The sequence below is a fragment of the Bradyrhizobium sp. BRP56 genome (genome assembly GCF_020194035.1).
GTDB classification, from domain to species: Bacteria; Pseudomonadota; Alphaproteobacteria; order Rhizobiales; family Xanthobacteraceae; genus Bradyrhizobium; species Bradyrhizobium australafricanum.
In genome coordinates, this window is record NZ_JADYVV010000034.1 from 35,747 (window position 1) to 54,246 (window position 18,500).

Consider the following 18,500-nt stretch of genomic DNA (forward strand, 5'->3'; position numbering starts at 1 on the left):
GTCATGGCCGGGCTTGACCCGGCCATCCATAGGCGCGTCCATGCGAACGAAGGATGTGGATGCCCGGGTCAAGCCCGGGCATGACAAGCGCAGTGGGCAGCTGGCGCTCCGCGTAGCGGCCGCGATGGCCGTCGTCGTTATTGCGATCACCGGCGCCTTCGCCGCCTGGATCGTTTCGCTCGGGCCGCTGCCGCTCGACAAGGCGCAGCAGGTCTCGACCACGGTGATCGATCGCAACGGCAAGCTGCTCCGCGCCTATGCGATGGCGGACGGGCGCTGGCGGCTGCCGGTCGACGCCAAGACGTCAGTCGATCCCACCTATCTGAAGCTCTTGTTCGCCTATGAGGACAAGCGCTTCTATGAGCATCACGGCATCGATCCGCTGGCGCTGTCGCGCGCCGCATTCCAGCTGCTCACCAGCGGCCATATCGTCTCGGGCGGTTCGACGATCACGATGCAGCTGGCGCGGCTGATCGAGCCGCGTCACCAGCGCTCGGTCTACGCAAAACTGCGGCAGATGGTGCGCGCGGTCGAACTGGAGCGGCAGCTCTCGAAAGACCAGATCCTCGATCTCTATCTCGCGCTGGCACCGTTCGGCGGCAATCTCGAGGGCGTCCGCGCCGCCTCGATCGCGTATTTCGGCAAGGAGCCGAAGCGGCTGTCGCTCGCCGAGGCCGCGCTGCTGGTGGCGCTGCCGCAATCGCCGGAGCGGCGGCGGCTCGATCGTTTCCCGGACGCCGCCCACGCCGCGCGCGACCGCGTGCTCGAGCGCATGGTCGAGGATGGCGTGGTGTTGAAGGACGATGCCGCGCAGGCCACGGCGACGGCGGTGCCGAAGATGCGCAAGCAGATTCCCATCCTGGCGCCGCATTCGTCCGATCAGGCGATCGCGACGATGAAGGATGCGCCGGTCATCAAGCTGACGCTCGACGCCACGCTGCAGCGGAACCTGGAGGCGCTGGCGCGCGACCGTGCCATTGCGCAGGGGCCTGATGTCTCGGTTGCGATCGTCGTGGTCGACAATGAGACGGGCGACGTGCTCGCGCGCGTCGGCTCGGCGGATTATTTCGACGAGCGGCGGGCCGGGCAGGTCGACATGACGCGCGCGGTGCGCTCGCCGGGCTCGACCTTGAAGCCGTTCATCTATGGCCTTGCCTTCGAAGATGGCTTTGTCCATCCCGACAGCCTGATCGAGGACCGGCCGATCCGCTTCGGCACCTACGCGCCGGAAAATTTCGACATGACGTTCCAGGGCACGGTGCCGATCCGCAAGGCGCTGCAATTGTCGCTCAACGTGCCGGCGATCGCGCTGCTCGATCGCGTCGGTGCCAGCCGGCTGTCGTCGCGGCTGAAGCAGGCCGGCACCAGTCTCGTGCTGCCGAAGGACGAGGCGCCGGGCCTTGCGATGGGCCTCGGCGGTGTCGGCATCACGCTGCAGGATCTCGCCCAGCTCTATTCCGGCCTGGCGCGGCTCGGCGCGACTAAACCGTTGCGCGAGATCATGCAGGAGAACGACAGCCGCGACACGATGCGGCTGATGGATCAGGCTGCGGCCTGGCAGGTCGGCAACGTCCTGCTCGGCACGCCGCCGCCGGAGAACGGCGTGCACAACCGGATCGCGTTCAAGACCGGCACCAGCTACGGCTATCGCGATGCCTGGTCGGTCGGCTTCGACGGCCGCATCACCATCGGCGTCTGGGTCGGCCGTCCCGACGGCGCGCCGGTGCCGGGTCTGGTCGGCCGTACGGCCGCGGCGCCGATTCTGTTCGACGCCTTTGCGCGCACCGGCAAAATCCCGGCGGCATTGCCGAAGCCGCCACGCGGCGTGCTGGTCGCATCCAACGCGAAACTGCCGCCGCCGCTGCGCCGCTTCCGGCCGCTCGGCGAGCTGGTCCGTAGCGGCAACGACCAGGCCCCGCACATCCAGTTTCCGCTGAACGGCTCGCGCATCGACGTCGATCCATCCGAGGGCGGCCGCAATGCCGCCCTGCCGGTCAAGGTCGCCGGCGGGGTGCTGCCGCTGACGGTGCTTGTGAATGGTGTCTCAGCCGGGGACATCGACAGCCGGCGCCAGCGCCTGATCGACCCGCCGGGGCCGGGCTTCGCCCGGCTCACCGTGATCGATGCCACGGGTGCCGCGGATACCGTTGTGATCCGCGTGCAATGATCGCACGGGAAAGCGGAGCGGCACGGTCGGAAAGCGGAACAGCACAGTTGTTTGCGCTGCGGTTTCATCGTATGCGAAACCCATGGTGGATGGCCTCCAACCCCGGCGCTTCGGAGCAGGGCAACAGTCTGTAAAACCTGCGCATTCGAGCCGCAGGCTGTTCATGGCGTTCGAGTTCGCAACGGCCAGCCAATGGCGTTTGATCCTGTTCCTGACGCTGACCTGCCTGGTGCTGTTCCTGCCGGGCTTCTTCACCATCCCGCCGGTCGACCGTGACGAGGTCCGCTTTGCCCAGGCGACCAAGCAGATGGTCGAGAGCGGCGATTTCGTCGACATCCGCTTCCAGGACGACGTCCGTTACAAGAAACCGGTTGGCATCTACTGGATGCAGGCGGCGGCGCTGAAGACCGTCTCCGCGCTCGGGGTGCCGCGCGCCCAGGTCCGCATCTGGGTCTACCGCCTGCCGTCCCTGATCGGCGCCATCGGCGCCGTTTTGCTGACCTATTGGACGGCGCTGGCCTTCGTGACACGACAGGGGGCGGTTCTGGCCGCCCTGATGATGGCAAGCTGCGTGCTGCTCGGGGTCGAAGCGCGGCTCGCCAAGACCGACGCGATGCTGCTGCTGACAGTCACCGCGGCGATGGGTGCGATGGCGCGAGTCTATCTGTCGTGGCAGCGCGGCGAGGATCCCGCACACCCGTCATGGGGCCCGCCCGCGGTCTTCTGGACAGCACTGGCGGTCGGCATCCTGCTCAAGGGGCCGCTGATCCTGATGTTCGTCGGCCTTGCGATGGCGGGGCTTGCTATCCTCGACCGATCGGCGGCCTGGTTCTGGCGCATGCGCCCGGTCTGGGGTCTGATGTGGACCCTGGTGCTGGTGCTGCCGTGGTTCGTGCTGATCTTCCTGCGCGCCGGCGAGACCTTCTTTGCCGACTCGGTCGGCGGCGACATGCTGAGCAAGCTCGGTGCGCAGGAATCCCACGGTGCGCCCCCTGGAATCTATCTGCTGCTGTTCTGGATCACGTTCTGGCCCGGTGCGCCGCTCGCCGGCATGGCGGCGCCTGCGGTCTGGCGGGCGCGGCGCGAGCCCGGTGCGCAGTTCCTGCTGGCCTGGCTGATCCCGTCCTGGATCGTGTTCGAGGCCGTGCTGACCAAGCTGCCGCATTACGTGCTGCCGCTTTATCCGGCGATCGCGATCCTGACCGTCGGCGCGCTGGAGCGGCGCGTGCTGTCGCGCTCGCCCTGGCTGTTGCGGGGCGCCGCCTGGTGGTTCGCGATCCCCGCATTCGGCGCGGTGCTGGTGATCGTCGGCGCCATCAAGGCGATCCATCAGCCGGTGTTTCCGGCCTGGCCGTTGTTCGCCGTCGCGATGGTGTTCGGCCTGATCGCGTGGTGGTTGTTCGAGGACAGCCGCGCCGAGCGCTCGCTGCTCAATGCGGTGATTGCCGCGGCGCTGATGGCAGCCGGCACCTATGGCGTGGTGCTGCCGCGGCTCACCACCGTATTTCCGAGCCAGGAGGTCGCACGCGCCTTGCGCAACGTGACCTGCGTCGGCCCGAAGGCCGCAGCCGCCGGCTTCCACGAGCCGAGCCTCGTGTTCATGACCGATACCTCGACACTGCTCACCGACGGATCGGGCGCCGCGGATTTCCTCAGGCAGGGCTCCTGCCGCTTCGCGCTGGTCGAACAGCGCTCGGAGCGCGCCTTCGTGCAGCGCGCCGAGGCGATCGGCCTGCGCTACAACGCGCCGGTGCGCGTCGAGGGCTACAACATCTCGCAGGGCAAGGCGGTCTCGATCGCGATCTTCCGTTCCGAAGGGACGGAATGACATGCCGGCGCTTCCAGCCACCCCGGAATCCGCCAATTATTTCGGACGATTGCTGACACTGGTTTGGCTGTCCTTTGCCCAGCTCGTGCGGGCACCGTCGCATTCGCGCCGCGCCGAGGCGGCGCGCCGCTCCGCGCGCCACGGACTTTTGCTCGTCGTCATCGTCGGCGCCGTGATCATCACGCTGATGTATGCGTTCGATGTCACCGAGATCAGTCTGATGCCGCCACGCGGCACGCCGGGTCTGTGGTGGGTGAAGACGCTCACCGATTTCGGCAAGGACGAGTATGTGCTGTGCGCGCTTGGCCTGCTGCTGGTCGCGGTCGCGCTGGCGGCGCCTGCGCTGCGCGGCGTGCCGCGCGCCACCTTGCTTGGCTTCGGGACAAGGCTGCAATACCTGTTTCTATCGGTCGTGCTCTCGGTCGCTGTCGGTGAATTGATCAAGTGGATCGTCGGCCGCGGGCGGCCCTTTGTCGGCGGCAAGGCCAACGCCTTCAACTTCCAGCATTTCGCCGGCACCGAGGCCTATTCGAGCTTTCCGTCGGGACATTCGATCACGGCGTTCGCACTGGCCTTTGCGGTGTCCGCGGTGTGGCCGGGCGCGCGGTTCGCGATGCTGGTCTATGCGCTGGTCATCGCCGCGACCCGGCTCGTGCTGCTGGCGCATCATCCGAGCGACGTGGTGGCCGGCGCGCTGGTCGGGGTGATCGGCGCGATGGTCGTGCGCTACTGGTTCGCCGCCCGCCGCCTTGGTTTTGCCATTCATCGCGACGGCACTGTGGTGGCGCTGTCAGGACCGTCGGACGGGCGTCTCAAAAGGGTTGCGAGGAGCGCCTTCGCCCCATAAAAGCGGTCGCCCGACGGCCGGATCGGGCTGGTTCCATCGCCGACAACACCAACCACGAGTGCCGATTTGCCTGCTCCCGACCAGACGCCGGTCGCCGTTTCCATCGTCGTGCCTGTGCGCAACGAGGCGGACAATATCGCGCCGCTGATCGCCGAGATCGCGGCCGCGCTCGACGGACGCTGGGCCTACGAGATCGTCTACGTCAATGACGGCTCGACGGATGCCACCGGCGAACGGCTCAGCGCGATCATGGCCAAGCGGCCCAATCTACGACAGCTCCGCCACGCAGCCTCGTCGGGCCAGTCGGCGGCCGTGCGCAGCGGCGTGCGCGCAGCGCGCGGCGCGATCGTGGCGACGCTCGACGGTGACGGGCAGAACAATCCCGCCTTCTTGCCGGACCTGATCGCGGCGGTCGAGAGCGGCAACGGCCGCGTCGGCCTCGCCGCGGGCCAGCGCGTCGGGCGCAAGGACACCGGCTTCAAGAAGCTGCAATCGCGCATCGCCAACACGGTGCGCGGCATCATCCTGCGTGACGGCACCCGCGACACCGGATGCGGCCTGAAGGCGTTTCCGCGCGAGGTGTTTCTGGCGATGCCTTACTTCGACGGGCTGCATCGTTTTCTTCCGGCCCTGGTCCGCCGCGAGGGGTTGGCGATTGCCTATGTCGACGTCGTCGATCGGCCGCGCCATTCCGGCGTGTCGAACTATGGATTCTTCGACCGGCTCTGGATCGGGATTATGGATCTCTGTGGCGTGTGGTGGCTGATCCGCCGCAAGAAGCCGACGCCGGTCGTCACTGAAGTGGTCGCTGAAGTGCCCGGTGTCACTGGCGTGCCGGGCGTGACCGAGGTGAAGTGATGCTGATTCAGTACGGTCAGGCGCTGAGCGCCTATCTCTACGACGTGTTCATCGCCAAGTTCGACTTCTGGCTGGCGTTCGGCCTGATCGCGCAACTGTTCTTCACCGCGCGCTTCCTCGTGCAGTGGATTTCCAGCGAACGCGCCGGCCAGAGCGTGGTGCCGATGGCGTTCTGGTTCTTTTCGATGGGTGGCGGCCTGATGACGCTGATCTACGGGCTTGCCAAGCGCGAGCCCGTCATCATCATCGGGCAGGGGCTGGCCACGCTGATCTACATCCGCAACATCATGCTGATCGTGAAGAACCGCGGCCGCGGGTCGAAAACGCTCGATAGCTGATTGCCGTCATCGTCGGAGCGGCGAGCGGTAGGCCTTGTTCGGGAATCTCGATAGATTCCAGCATCGGGCTCAGCCCGGCATCAATTGCGACCGAATCTGAACCAAGGTCAAACATTCGCCCCAAGCCGCATGGCATCTACGGCTTGCCGTGGGCGTGGCGGCATCTCGAGACCGTGCCCCAGGGGATGAGGGGCGTTGATGACCAGCCGTGACGAAGCGACGAAAGCGGGTGGTTATCTATCGAGCGTCCGCGATATTCCGTCGCTTGACGAGCCACCGCTGACCGGCGAAGGCAAGCTGCCTGACCGGCGCGCGGTCAGTTTCCGCTGGATGGCGGGGACGATTTTGATCGGATCCGCCGCCGTCGCTCTTCTTGCCGGCGCGCTTCGCGGGGCGTTTGGCGATCACGCGCGATTCGCAGCCGCGCCGGTCGTGTCACTTCCGCGCTTCGCAGGGCAGGTAGTTGACGAGGCGCGGCGCGGCGATCGCCTCGACCGGAGGCTCGGCTCGCAGGGCAATTCCGCTGCGCTCAAGATTGAGCAGCTGAGCGATGCCGGCGCGGTCCGTCGATTTACCCGCGTGTCTGCGCGGCTCGCGGAGATCGATCTCGAGCCACACCAGAAAGCGCGGGGAGACGAAAAGGACGACGCGCGAGCGGGCTCGCAACGCGACCTGCTGTCGGAGCTGCCAGCCATCATACGGACAGGTCCATCGCGGCGCCCACTGCCGGGCGGCACCAGCGCCTATGCTGACGGCGAAGACGTGCCGCATCCGTCGGCTCCGATCGGCGAGGCTGTTAACGTCACCAACCTTCCGAAGTCGCCTTCGTCGTCGCGTCACCGTCGACATGTCATTATCGCGAGAAGCGGCGACACGCTGGCTGCCATTCTGCGGGCGCTGACGGCGGCCGCGGAGGACGCGCCGGCGATCCTTGCCGCTTTCCCGTCGCCCGGCGCTCGAGAGACGCTGTCCGGTGGCGAGAAAATCACGGTCATCGAACAAGGCGAAGACTCCGGTTCGCCGCGCGGCCATGTCGCGAAGGTGTCGATCGAACGGGCCGGCTCCGATGTGTCCGCCGTCGGTCGCACCGACGGCGGCCAATACCAAGCGATCGTACCGGAACAGCCCGACATCGCCGTGCGGAGCGACAGCCCGCTGCGTGAGTCGATCGATACGCATTCCGTTCCGGGCGAAACGCTCCGTGACGGCCTTGACGCGCTTGCGCGTTCCAACCACGTCGACCAGGGGATCGTCGCTGAATTGATGCGGCTCTGTGGCCGCGATTTCGACCTCGACGAGCCGCTCGGCGACGCCGATGTGGCCGAGATCATCTATGCGCCGAACGACATCGGTCAGCCGGAGTTGGTCTTCATCGATTTGACGGCGGGCGGACAGACCCGCCGGTACTATCGCTTCACGGCGCCGGACGATGGCAGCTCCGATTTCTATGACGAGACCGGCCAGTCCATCACCAAATTCCTGTTGCGCAAGCCGGTGGTGAGCGGGCGGCTCGGCGATGGCTTTGGTTGGCGGATTCATCCGATCCTTGGCGACCGCCGTTTCCATGAGGGCGTCGATTATGCGGCGCCCTATGGTTCGCCCATCGCGGCCGCGGGCGCCGGCGTCGTCGAGACCGAAGGGTACGAACGCGGGTACGGGAAATATATCCGCGTGCGGCACGACCGCGGCTATGAGACGACCTATGCCCACGTCGCGAGCTTCCCGCCCGGGCTGAAGATCGGAGACCGCGTTCGACAGGGCGAGACGATCGCCTTTGTCGGATCGACCGGGCTCTCGACCGGACCGCACCTCTATTACGAGGTGCGGATCAACGGCCGTAACGTCGATCCGCTTCGGATGAAGCTGTCGGGCGGCCGGCTGCTGCAAGGCGATCTGCTTGGGGCCTTCGATCGCCAGCGTGACAGCATCGACCAACTCGCTGCGGTCTCCGCGCTTCAACAGCGGCGTTCCGGCTCCGAACATCGGCCGCCGACATAGCGAGCGCAGATCGCATCACGCCATGCCGGCGCGGCCGGCCTTGCCGGGGTCAGGAGCCCGGAGAGCTCGAAGGCACGGGCGCCGCAACGTCGGTCGCGTCCATGGTGGTGCTCTCGCGATCGACGGCGGTCTCGCCGGCGGCATCGAGCACGGGATAGGCGACCGAGCAGATGTGCGAATGGATGCGGCGAAGGTCGCGCAGCACGTCGAGATGCAGCGAAGTGGTCTCGATGGTTTCGGGCCGGCCTTCGCGCAGGCGCTCCAGATGACGCTCGACGGCGGCCAATTCGGCCGCGCGCAGCGCCGCCTTCTCGGTGAGCAGCTTGCGCGCCTCGTTGGCATCGCCCGACATGAACACGCCGAACGCGATCCGCAGCGAGTCGATCGTGCGCTTGTGGAACGCCGACAATTCCTCTGCGCCTTCGGTGGAGAATTGCAGGCGATGCTTGATCTTCTTGGTCGCGAGCTCGCTCAGGTTCTTGTCGATGATGTCGCCGATATGCTCGAGATTGATCGCGAACGCGACGATCTCCATCGCGCGCTGGCCCTCGCGCTCGTCCAGGCTGCCGCGGGTGAGTTTCGTGACGTAAAGCTTGATCGCCTCGTTCAGCCGGTCGACGGTGTTGTCCATCTTCGACACCTGGTCGACCAGGGCGCGATCGTTGGTCAGCATCGCCGCCATCACCTTGCGCAGCATGGCCTCGGTGTGATCGCCCATATGCAGCACCTCGCGCGCCGCATCGGCCAGCGCCAGTGAAGGCGTCTCCAGCGCGCTCTCGTCGAGATAGCGCGACCGTGATGGATCGGTCTCCTGCGCTCGCTTCGGCAACAGACGCTCGAGCAGCCGCGCCATGTGATCGAGCACGCCGATGAACAGCAGCGCAGTCGCAACGTTGAAGGCGATGTGGAACAGCGCAGTCGCCTTGGCGAGATCGGGCTGCCAGGCGTAGATGATCTCGGTGATCGGGCGCAGGAACGGCGCCACCAGCAGGATGCCAACGACGCGGTTGACGAGGTTGCCGACCGGCAGCCGGTAGCTCGCCGGATTGTCTCGCCGCGCGCCCTCCAGCAACGGATTGATGGCGCTGCCGAGGTTGGCGCCGAGCACCAGCGCAAATGCGGCATAGGGCGAGATGAACTGGGAAAAGGCCAGCGACATCACCAGCAGCACGCTGGCGACACTGGAATGGACCAGCCAGGTGACGACGGCGCCGATCACGATGCAGAGCACGGGATCGCCGGTGATCGCGCCCAGAAACACGCGCACGCCCGGGGCATTCTCGGCGGGCGCCATCGTATCGAGCAGGATGTGCAGCGCCAGCAGCATCAGGCCGAGGCCGATCGAGACGCGGCCGAGATCCTTGATCCGGGAGCGCGGCCCGCTGCGGAACGCGACGAGGCCGACAATGAACAGAACCGGCGCGATGGCGGCGACGTTGAACGACAGCACCTGCACGATCAGCGTGGTGCCGATATTGGCGCCGAGCATGATCGCGAGCGCCGGCACCAGGCTGACGATCTCTTCGGCAGCGAAGGAACTGGTGATCAGGGCTGTCGCGGTCGAACTCTGGAGCAGGGCGGTCAGGCCGAGACCGGCGCCAAGGGCGGTAAAGCGATTGCGCAGCGCCCGGGCGAGCAGCAACCGCAAATCCGGCCCGAAGGCACGCAGAATCCCGCTATGGACCATGTGCAGGCCCCACAGCAGGAGCGCCACGCCCCCCATCAGATCGAGCAGAACAATGCTTCCCATGCTTCCTGGCATCCCGGCGAATTCGAGTCGAAAGGATATAGGTATCGTCTATCGACTGGCGATCAACCCCTTTTTGTTCTCATGCGAGCTCGGGCGGGAGCAACGCGCGCTCTGAGTGGATCGGCCCATCGGCAGAGCGTTATGCGACCTGCAGCGACAATCTTCAACGATTCAATCTTTGATTGATCAAAGCTTGTGGGGCCCGGCGAGGGCGCCCCCAGTAAACGAATCTCGAACGCGACCGCTCAATTGCGATCGGTTCCGCTAGGCAGTTTCCAATCTTTCCCGGTTATGACGATAGGCTAGGAAGTTGCCCAGAAAGGCTTGGGGATCAGAATGTTTATGAATCGCCGCAAGAGCGAACGCCGCCCGTGCCGGAGCGTCGCCAAAATTCAGCTGGGCACAGGGTCGCTGCCACGCGACTGCATGATCACCGATATTTCGGCCGGCGGCGTCAAGGTGATCGCCGAATATCTGGAGATCCCGCCGGAATTCACCATCATCCTGTCGAGCGGCAGTCCGCGTCAGTGCCGGCTGGCCTGGCAAATCGGGCACGAGTTCGGCGCCCAGTTCGTCGATTGAACCGGCCATCTGGCTGCTTTCTCGCCAAGCGTCCGGCACCGCATTTGGGGCCGGATGACGGCGACATGATGGCATCCTTAACCGGACCTTAGGGTTAAGCTGTGAGCATCCCGGAACCTTCGCCGTTCCGAGTCTCGCTTTATGTTTGAGAAATTACCCCGACCCTCAGGCCGCGCGCGCCGTCTCGCGGGCACGGTTTCTGCCGCGATCCTGCTGATCGGGTTGTCCGCCTGTCAAACCTCCGGCCCATCTGACATCACCGGCTCATTGGGCGAGACGGCGGAGGCCACGCCGGCGCCGGCCGATCCGCGGCGCGACATCGCGACCTACCACGAGCGCGTCCGCGCCAACCCGAAAGACACCGACGCCGCGCTGAAATACGCCCGGGCGTTGCGCGCCACCGGCCAGCGGGCCCAGGCGGTCGCCGTCATGGAGCAGGCGGTGCTGGCGCAGCCCAGCAACAAGGCGCTGCTCGCGGGCTACGGACGGGCGCTCGCCGACAACGGCAATTTCCAGCAGGCATTCGACGTGCTCGGGCGCGCGCATACCCCGGAAGATCCGGACTGGCGCATCCTGTCGGCACAGGGCGCCGTGCTCGACCAGCTCGATCGCCACGACGAGGCGCGGCAGTATTATGCGAGTGCGCTGAAGATCGTGCCTGACGATCCGTCGGTGCTCTCCAATATCGGGCTGTCCTACCTGCTGTCGAAGGACCTGCCGAAGGCCGAGGAGACGCTGCGCCGTGCGCGGGAACGCGCCCCCGGCGACATGCGGGTGCGAACCAATCTCGCCGTCGTGGTTGGCTTGCAGGGCCGCCAGTCCGAGGCGGAAACCATCATGAAGGCCGATTTGCCGGCGGAGCAGGGCTCAGCCAACGTCGCCGCGCTGAAGCGGCTGTTGGCGCGCAGGGATGCGAGCCGCGCCGACGCCGAGAAGATCCCGGTCGCAGCCAGTCGCCGCGACTAGGGCGCTAGCGGGACACTAGCCGGCGGCCCGGCGCCCGTCGTTTCGGCGCGACTGCAGTTTCTTGAGGATGGGCGACAGGAACGACTCGCGGGCTTCGGCGAGATCGGGGCGGCCGGTGAGGCGCTGCGCGATCTGCAGGAAAGTCCTAGTGGTGCGGTGACGCGCGGAGACTTCCGCGATCATCTGGCCGTTGTTGGCGGCTTCACCGAACAGCCTGCAGTCGAACGGGATCGCCGCGATCGGCTGGCTCTCGATCGTCTTGGCGAAATCCTTGACCTCGATCTCGGGGCGCTTCGACATGCCGACCTGGTTCAGGCAGTAGAGCGGCGGGCGGTCGTTCGGACGCGCGGTCCTCAACAGGTTCATCATGTTCTTGGTGTTGCGCATGTTGGCGAGGTCGGGCTCGGCCACGATCAGGATATCGTCGGCACCGACCAGCACGCGTTTGGTCCAGGCGGTCCATTGATGCGGCACGTCGAGCACGATGCAGGACGTCGTCATGCGCATCGTATCGAAGATGGCATCGAACGCCTCGGCGCCGAAATCGTAGACCTGGTCGAGGGTGGCCGGCGCCGCCAGCAGGCTGAGATGATCGCCGCACTTTGCGAGCAGGCGTTCCATGAAGGCAGAGTCCGGACGTTCGGGCGAGAACACGGCGTTGGCGATGCCCTGCACCGGGTCCTGATTATAGTCCAGCCCGGCGGTACCGAAGGCGAGGTCGAGATCGACGACGACCGAATCCAGCCCGAGGTCGCGCGCGATGGTCCAGGCGACATTGTGGGCAATGGTCGAGGCGCCGACGCCGCCCTTGGCGCCCGCGACCGCGATCAGGCGGCCGACCGAGACCGCTTCGGAGGCCGAGAACAGGCTGCAGATCGAGCGCACGATGTCGAGCACCTTGACCGGCCCGATGACGTAGTCGTTGACGCCGCGCCGGACCAGTTCGCGATACGGCGCAGTCTCGCCGGGCCTGCCGAGCACCACGACGCGGGTGCCGGGATCGCAGACTGTGGCGAGTTCGTCGAGACCGGCCAGGAAATCATGGTCCGGCTCGGTCTCGAGCATGATGACGTTGGGCGTCGGCGCCTTGTGGTAGGCGTCGATCGCCGCGGCGATGCCGCCCATATGGACCGAGAGATGAGCCTTGGCGAGCCGGCGGTCGTCGGCAGCCGCGCGTGCGTTCGCGGCGGTCGCGACGCTTGCGCAGAACGCCTGCACGGAAATCCGCGGCGCCGGCGCGATGTAATCGTTGGCGTGCTGCGGCTCGTCTTGTTGTTCGGTCATTTCGCGGCGTCGCTCAGCTTGGCTTTCTCGGCTTCGGGGTAGGCGGTCGCGGTCGACTCACCCTTGCGGTATTTATCGAACGCGATCGTACGGCGCGGCGTATAGGCGGCGGTCTCGGTTCGCGGCTGTTCGAGGTCGGATGGATTGGCGACCATGGCGGCAAGGTTACGCTGCGTTGCGCAGCCGAAATTGTCGTACTGCTTGTTCTCGTTGTAGCTCGGATTGTAGATCGAGGGACCGAGGTCGCTCGTCCACACTCCGCAGGGACCGGCGACGGCGGCCATCTTCGGATAGCTCAGCCGAATGGTCGGAAGCGCGCGCGGATCGTCGAGATGATAGGGACGCTTGGTGATGGCATGGGCGGGCACGCCCATCGACGCCAGCAGGCCGCGGATCTCCTGATACACTGCCTGTGCCGAGCGCGCGTTCGAGCTGTCGGCCGGCACGTCGATCGCAATCGCGCCGGTGCCTTCGCGTCGCCAGGTACGCGCCAGCCCCATGACGTCGTCGCGCTGCGTTTCGGTGAGGTTGCCGCGGGCACGGCCGACGAAGACGACGATCGATTGCTCGCCTTCGGTGACGGCGATCGGGTGCCGCTGCCGGTAGTCGTCGGGCACCGTGCCGGTGACAACATCGCTCGTCAGATTGCAGCCGCCGAGCGCGATCGCACTGACGACCAGGGCGCCGAACAGCGACAGCGTCCTGGCACGACCGGCTTGTGTGTTGCGTGTCATCATAGGATCCCCCAACCCTTCAAGGTCCGCGCCTCAGTCGATGATGAAGCCGAAGTTGACCGGCGTGGCGCCGATCGGCTCGCTGCGGGCGGCAACGCCGTAGATGCGATTGACGCGCGCCAGCAGTGCCGACTGCGCGTCGGAAGCCGGGGCAAATCCGTCGTCAGGACGGGACAGCTCCTTCTGCGCAACGGCGCGCACCACGTAGGGCGTCACGATGACCATGAGCTCGGTCTCGTTGTTGACGAAGTCCTGGCTCCTGAAGAGCTGGCCAAGGATCGGGATCTGGTCGACGCCGGGCATGCCGTTGATGGCCTGCTTGGTCTGCTCCTGGATCAAACCGGCCATCGCGATCGAGCCACCGGAGGGCACCTCCAGCGTGGTATCGGCGCGGCGGGTCTTGATCGAGGGAATGGTCGTGCCGTTCTGGCCGCCGGTCAGGGCGTTTTCCATCGAGACTTCGGAGACCTCGGTCATCACCTTCAGGCTGATCCGTCCCTCCGTCAGCACCACCGGAGTGAAGTTGAGCGAGATGCCGAACTTCTTGAAGCTGACGGTCTGAACGCAATTGCCGATCGTGCCCGACGTCGTCGTCTGGCAGGTGACGCCGGTGGGAATCGGAAACTCGCCGCCCGAAATGAAAGTCGCCGACTCGCCGGAGATCGCGGTGAGGTTGGGTTCGGCCAGCGTCTTGACGACGCCCGCGCTCTCCATCGCGCGCAGCGTCGCGGTGACGGTCGGTACGCCGAGCTTGTTCAGGGCTGCGCCCGTCAGCCCGTTGTTGGGGGCAAGCGCACCGTTATTGGCGGTGAAGGCGTTGGCGTTGTTGAAGACCACCGCGGCGGTGCCGTAGTTCATGTTGGCGCTGAGGTCGACGCCGAGCTGCTTGACGACGTCCCGGCGGACTTCGGCGACGGTGACTTTCAGCATCACCTGGTCGCGGCCGCGGACCACGATGGAATTGACGACCTTGTCGGCGCTGCCGACCAGTTTGGCGGCGATGTCGCCGGCCTGCTGGGCCTCGACCGGGCTTGCCACCGTGCCGGTCAGGACGACGCTGTCGCCGACGCCCTCGATCTGGACGCCGGGCAGCATCTGCTTCAGCGCGGCGCGCATGCCGTTGAGGTCGCGCTTGATCGCGATGTCGTAGGAGGCGACCTGGTTGCCGTCGGCGTCGAAGAACACCACGTTGGTCTGGCCGACCGCCGCGCCGATGATATAGGCGCGCTGCGCCGAGCGGATCACGGCGTTGGCGATCTTGGGATCGGCGACCAGAACGTCCTTGGCCTCGCGCGGCAGGTCGACCACGACCGACTTGCCAACGCCGAGCGAGACGGAGCGCGTCTTGGCGGCGATGCTGCTCGTCACCGCGACGTCCGCGTTCTTGTCGGGATCGGTCGCGCTGGCAAGCGCAGGGATCAGCATCAGCGCAGTGATCGCCGACAATGACAGCGCGCGGACCAGCGTGGTCGACGTCGCCATTTGTTTCGCACCCGTCGTCATATCGAAGCCCCCATCACTTCTGTGTCGTCAGAGAGCTCGGGATGCCGAAGCGCACCACCTTGATGCTCTCGCCCCGCTTCGGGGCATGGTCTCTGGTCTCGTCGGTCTGCTCGTTGACGTCGGCGATGCTGCGCAGCGCCAGCGCCAGCGTTCCGCTCTGCCGGGCGCGCGCCAGCGTCTCGGCCTGTTCGGGCTTGAGCTCGAGGGTCACGGTCTTGCCGACGAGGGAGTTGTTGCCGTCCTTCTCCTTCGGCGCCTGGTCGATCGCCAGCACGCGGACGTTGGACAGCAGGATTTCAGTGGTGACGATATCGCGGCCGCCTTGCTGGTCGGGATTCTTGTCGCGTCGCGACAGGATCACATCGACGCGGTCGTTCGGCAGAATGAAGCCGCCGGCGCCCGTCTCCGGCGAGATTTCGGTGGAGATCGCGCGCATGCCGGAGGGCAGGATCGCGGCCATGAAGCCGCTTCCGTTGGCCTTGACCAGCTTTTGCTCGCGGATCGGTTCGCCGACGATGAAGGGCGCGCGTGCGATCGAACCGATAACGTCGTTCATGGCATTGGCGTTGGCGTCGTGACGGATGAACGCGCTGCTTGCAGTTTCAGCCGGCCAGCGCTGCCACTGGATGTCTTCGGCCTTGACCGCTTGACCGAGCCCGATGTCGGACTTTGCGACCAGCACTTCGACGGTCGGCAGTTGCGCGACGGGCGGCGCGACCGGCGCCGGTTTGCGATCGCCAACGCTCGCGAGATACATGGCCGCGAGGCCTGCGACGCCGGCGATGCCGAGGACCACGATGCGTGCCGTTTTCATGCGATTGTCTGAATGCCCTTCACACAGGGCAATCGCGTCCTTGCGGCACTGACAGCCCTTCCCGAGGCATCACTACGGCCGCAAAAGTATAAGGGAACTTGATGGAAGGTTCGGACAATTAAGGGATTGGTGGGGATGGTGAACGGCGAGTTATCGGCGCCGTTGCATCTCCGCAGAATCCCGGAGATCGCTCGTGCTTAAGGCGTACGACGTTGGTCGCAACGCGGCGTCAGCGCCGGTGGAGCGTGGTTAATGTCGTCTAACGTGGCAGGGCGCGAGGATCAGAGCGCGGCCTTCAACGCCGCAAATCCACGGTCGAGATCGGCCTTGAGGTCGTCGAGATTCTCGAGCCCGATATGCAGCCGCAGCGTCGGCCCGCCCGGCGACCATTTGGTCGCGGTGCGATAGTCGCTGCAGTCGAACGGGATGGCGAGGCTTTCGAAGCCGCCCCAGGAAAAGCCCATGCCGAACAAAGTGAGCGCGTTCAGCATTGCATCGACCGCGGTCTGCGGCACCGGCTTCAGCACGACGCTGAACAGCCCGGAGGCGCCGGTGAAGTCGCGTTTCCAGATCGCGTGCCCGGGATCGGTGTCGAGGGCAGGGTGCAGCACGCGATCGACCTCGGGCCGCGCGCCGAGCCAGCGCGCGATCTCGAGTCCGGAGCGGTGGTGCTGCGCAAGCCGCACCGATAGCGTGCGAACCCCGCGCAGCGCGAGATAGACGTCGTCGGGGCCGGCGCAGACGCCGAGCAGGCGGATCGCCTCCTGGATCAGCGGCCAGGCCTTCGCATTGGCTGCGATGGTGCCGAACATGATGTCGGAGTGGCCGCCGATATATTTGGTGCCGGCCTGCATGCTGATGTCGACGCCCTGTTCGAGCGAGCGGTGATAGAGCGGCGTCGCCCAGGTGTTGTCGTCGATCATGAGCGCGCCGCGGGCATGCGCGACGGCCGATATCGCCCGCACATCCGGCATCTCGAACGTCTGCGAGCCGGGCGCTTCGATCAGCACCGCGCGGGTGTTCGGCTTGAACAGCGTCTCGATGCCGGCGCCGATCAGCGGATCGAAATAGCTGGTCTCGATGCCGTAGCGCTTGAGCATGTTGTCGCAGAAATTGCGGGTCGGCCGATAGGCATTGTCGCACACCAGGAGGTGATCGCCGGCTTTGAGCACGGCGAGCAGCGTGGTGCTGATCGCCGCCAGTCCCGACGGGGCAAGGCCGACGCCAGCGCATTGCGGGCCTTCCAGCGCCATCAGCACGTCCTGCAGCGCCCGCGTGGTCGGGCTGCCATGGCGGCCATAGGTAAATTCGGCGCGATGGGCGTGGAGGTCCTCCGCGGTCGGATAGAGCACGGTCGAGCCGTGAAACACCGGCGGATTGACAAAGCCCTTCTGGGCCTTGGTGTCGCGGCCGGCCGTGACCAGGCGGGTGGCGGCCTGTTGCGGGTGGGAGGGCGTGGAGCCGTCGGAGGAGGTCATGGAGCGCTGCCGTTAAACTTTAGACTTTTTGCCGCAGCCGTACCGCGTCGGGAAGACGGGGCCGGGCCGGGAGGTGTTACTAACAAGAGGTAGAAGACATGCGTCAACCCCTTGACCGGGCTCGTCAGTCGCTATGTGATGCGGCGCAACTACCAGTCGCCGCACGTTGAGGGGCCTGCCGCGACCTACGATCCGTTGCCTGACCGGTTTGCAGGTCAAACTGCCGGTCAAATCGGCATTTTTGCTGCAAGGGATCATTGGGATGGCCCGTGAACGCGAGGCGATCACAATGCAAACGTCCACCGGACGACCCTGAAAGGCCCCGCCCATGAAACGCGTATCCCTGGCTGTCACCCTTGCCGCTGCCGCCGCCCTGTCGGTCCAGGCCGCCTCGGCGCAAACCCTCAAGACGGTCAAGGACCGAGGCCAGCTGTCCTGCGGCGTCAGCGGCGGCCTGCCGGGCTTCTCCTCGCCGGACGACAAGGGGAACTGGACCGGCATCGACGTCGACATCTGCCGTGGCATCGCGGCGGCGATCTTCGACGATCCGTCCAAGGTCAAGTTCGTGCCGCTGTCGGCCAAGGACCGCTTCACCGCGCTGCAGTCGGGCGAGATCGACGTGCTGTCGCGCAACACCACCTGGACGCTGTCGCGCGATACCTCGCTCGGCGCCAACTTCACCGGCGTGACCTATTATGACGGGCAGGGCTTTCTGGTGAAGAAGTCGCTCAAGGTGAACTCGGCGCTGGAGCTGAACAGCGCGTCGGTCTGCGTGCAGACCGGCACCACGACCGAGCAGAACCTCGCCGACTACTTCAAGGGCAACAACATGAAGTACGAGGTGATCGCGTTCGCCGGCGCCGATGAGACCGTGAAGGCCTACGAGACCGGCCGCTGCGACGTGTTCACCTCCGACGTGTCCCAACTCTATGCGCAGCGGCTGAAGCTCGCCAACCCGGCCGACCACGTCGTGCTGCCCGAGATCATCTCCAAGGAGCCGCTCGGCCCGATGGTTCGCCATGGCGACGACCAGTGGTTCGACATCGTGAAGTGGGCGCTGTTCGCCCAGATCAATGCCGAGGAACTCGGCGTCACCCAGAAGAACGTCGACGAGATGGCCAAGTCGGACAAGCCCGACCTCAAGCGCGCCTTCGGCACCGACGGCAATCTCGGTGAGCAGCTCGGCCTGACCAAGGACTGGTTCTCCCGCATCATCAAGGCCGTCGGCAATTACGGCGAGATGTACGATCGCAACGTCGGCGTCGGGTCGAAGCTGCAGATCGCACGCGGGCTCAACAATCTCTGGAACAAGGGCGGCATCCAGTACGCGCCTCCGATCCGCTGATCGGCGAC

The 18,500-nt window shown here is 66.0% G+C and carries 15 protein-coding genes; 9 read left to right on the forward strand and 6 right to left on the reverse strand.

What is annotated here, in order from left to right:
* The first annotated feature begins 40 nt into the window (after positions 1 to 40).
* The 6 genes from pbpC (at position 41) to I6F38_RS23485 (ending at position 8,036) form a co-directional block, all read left to right on the forward strand.
* Positions 41 to 2,167 (forward strand): penicillin-binding protein 1C, encoded by a 2,127-nt coding sequence (pbpC, locus tag I6F38_RS23460; protein WP_225161960.1) that lies wholly within the window; start codon positions 41 to 43, stop codon positions 2,165 to 2,167.
* A gap of 163 nt (positions 2,168 to 2,330) precedes the next feature.
* Positions 2,331 to 3,995 (forward strand): glycosyltransferase family 39 protein, encoded by a 1,665-nt coding sequence (locus I6F38_RS23465; protein ID WP_225161961.1) that lies wholly within the window; start codon positions 2,331 to 2,333, stop codon positions 3,993 to 3,995.
* A 1-nt stretch (position 3,996) separates the two neighbouring features.
* On the forward strand, positions 3,997 to 4,842 hold the full coding sequence (locus I6F38_RS23470) for a phosphatase PAP2 family protein (protein ID WP_225161962.1): 846 nt from the start codon (positions 3,997 to 3,999) through the stop codon (positions 4,840 to 4,842).
* 66 nt (positions 4,843 to 4,908) lie between these two features.
* On the forward strand, positions 4,909 to 5,700 hold the full coding sequence (locus I6F38_RS23475) for a glycosyltransferase family 2 protein (RefSeq protein WP_225161963.1): 792 nt from the start codon (positions 4,909 to 4,911) through the stop codon (positions 5,698 to 5,700).
* Complete coding sequence (locus I6F38_RS23480; RefSeq protein ID WP_016845896.1) at positions 5,700 to 6,038, forward strand: lipid-A-disaccharide synthase N-terminal domain-containing protein; 339 nt, start codon at positions 5,700 to 5,702, stop codon at positions 6,036 to 6,038. The genes I6F38_RS23475 and I6F38_RS23480 overlap by 1 nt, the downstream gene beginning before the upstream one ends.
* 198 nt (positions 6,039 to 6,236) lie before the next feature.
* Entirely contained in the window at positions 6,237 to 8,036 is a 1,800-nt protein-coding gene (locus tag I6F38_RS23485) for a M23 family metallopeptidase (RefSeq protein ID WP_225161964.1), read from the forward strand.
* Positions 8,037 to 8,085: 49 nt separating this feature from the next.
* Here the strand turns inward: I6F38_RS23485 and I6F38_RS23490 are convergent, their stop codons facing one another.
* Positions 8,086 to 9,786 carry a Na/Pi cotransporter family protein gene (locus I6F38_RS23490; RefSeq protein WP_225161965.1) on the reverse strand — a complete coding sequence of 567 codons (1,701 nt, stop codon included), beginning with the start codon at positions 9,784 to 9,786 and terminating at the stop codon, positions 8,086 to 8,088.
* 336 nt (positions 9,787 to 10,122) lie between these two features.
* On the opposite strand from I6F38_RS23490, the gene I6F38_RS23495 reads away from it, so the two are divergent.
* Entirely contained in the window at positions 10,123 to 10,368 is a 246-nt protein-coding gene (locus I6F38_RS23495; RefSeq protein WP_076828746.1) for a PilZ domain-containing protein, read from the forward strand.
* A gap of 141 nt (positions 10,369 to 10,509) precedes the next feature.
* Positions 10,510 to 11,334 (forward strand): tetratricopeptide repeat protein, encoded by an 825-nt coding sequence (locus tag I6F38_RS23500; RefSeq protein WP_225161966.1) that lies wholly within the window; start codon positions 10,510 to 10,512, stop codon positions 11,332 to 11,334.
* 15 nt (positions 11,335 to 11,349) lie between these two features.
* Here I6F38_RS23500 and I6F38_RS23505 read toward each other — a convergent pair whose 3' ends face one another.
* The 5 genes from I6F38_RS23505 to metC all read right to left on the reverse strand — a co-directional run bounded on the left by I6F38_RS23505 (position 11,350) and on the right by metC (position 17,147).
* On the reverse strand, positions 11,350 to 12,618 hold the full coding sequence (locus I6F38_RS23505; RefSeq protein WP_225161967.1) for an AAA family ATPase: 1,269 nt from the start codon (positions 12,616 to 12,618) through the stop codon (positions 11,350 to 11,352).
* The gene (locus I6F38_RS23510) at positions 12,615 to 13,352 is read right to left on the reverse strand and encodes a CpaD family pilus assembly protein (protein WP_225161993.1); all 738 of its coding nucleotides are present in this window, start codon (positions 13,350 to 13,352) and stop codon (positions 12,615 to 12,617) included. Before I6F38_RS23510 ends, I6F38_RS23505 begins: the two co-directional genes overlap by 4 nt.
* A gap of 33 nt (positions 13,353 to 13,385) precedes the next feature.
* Positions 13,386 to 14,777 carry a type II and III secretion system protein family protein gene (locus tag I6F38_RS23515; RefSeq protein WP_225161994.1) on the reverse strand — a complete coding sequence of 464 codons (1,392 nt, stop codon included), beginning with the start codon at positions 14,775 to 14,777 and terminating at the stop codon, positions 13,386 to 13,388.
* A 91-nt stretch (positions 14,778 to 14,868) separates the two neighbouring features.
* Entirely contained in the window at positions 14,869 to 15,669 is an 801-nt protein-coding gene (gene cpaB / locus I6F38_RS23520) for a Flp pilus assembly protein CpaB (protein ID WP_225161968.1), read from the reverse strand.
* 281 nt (positions 15,670 to 15,950) lie between these two features.
* Positions 15,951 to 17,147 carry a cystathionine beta-lyase gene (gene metC / locus I6F38_RS23525; protein WP_225161969.1) on the reverse strand — a complete coding sequence of 399 codons (1,197 nt, stop codon included), beginning with the start codon at positions 17,145 to 17,147 and terminating at the stop codon, positions 15,951 to 15,953.
* Positions 17,148 to 17,475: 328 nt separating this feature from the next.
* On the opposite strand from metC, the gene I6F38_RS23530 reads away from it, so the two are divergent.
* Entirely contained in the window at positions 17,476 to 18,492 is a 1,017-nt protein-coding gene (locus I6F38_RS23530) for an amino acid ABC transporter substrate-binding protein (RefSeq protein ID WP_028339759.1), read from the forward strand.
* Positions 18,493 to 18,500: the final 8 nt, after the last annotated feature.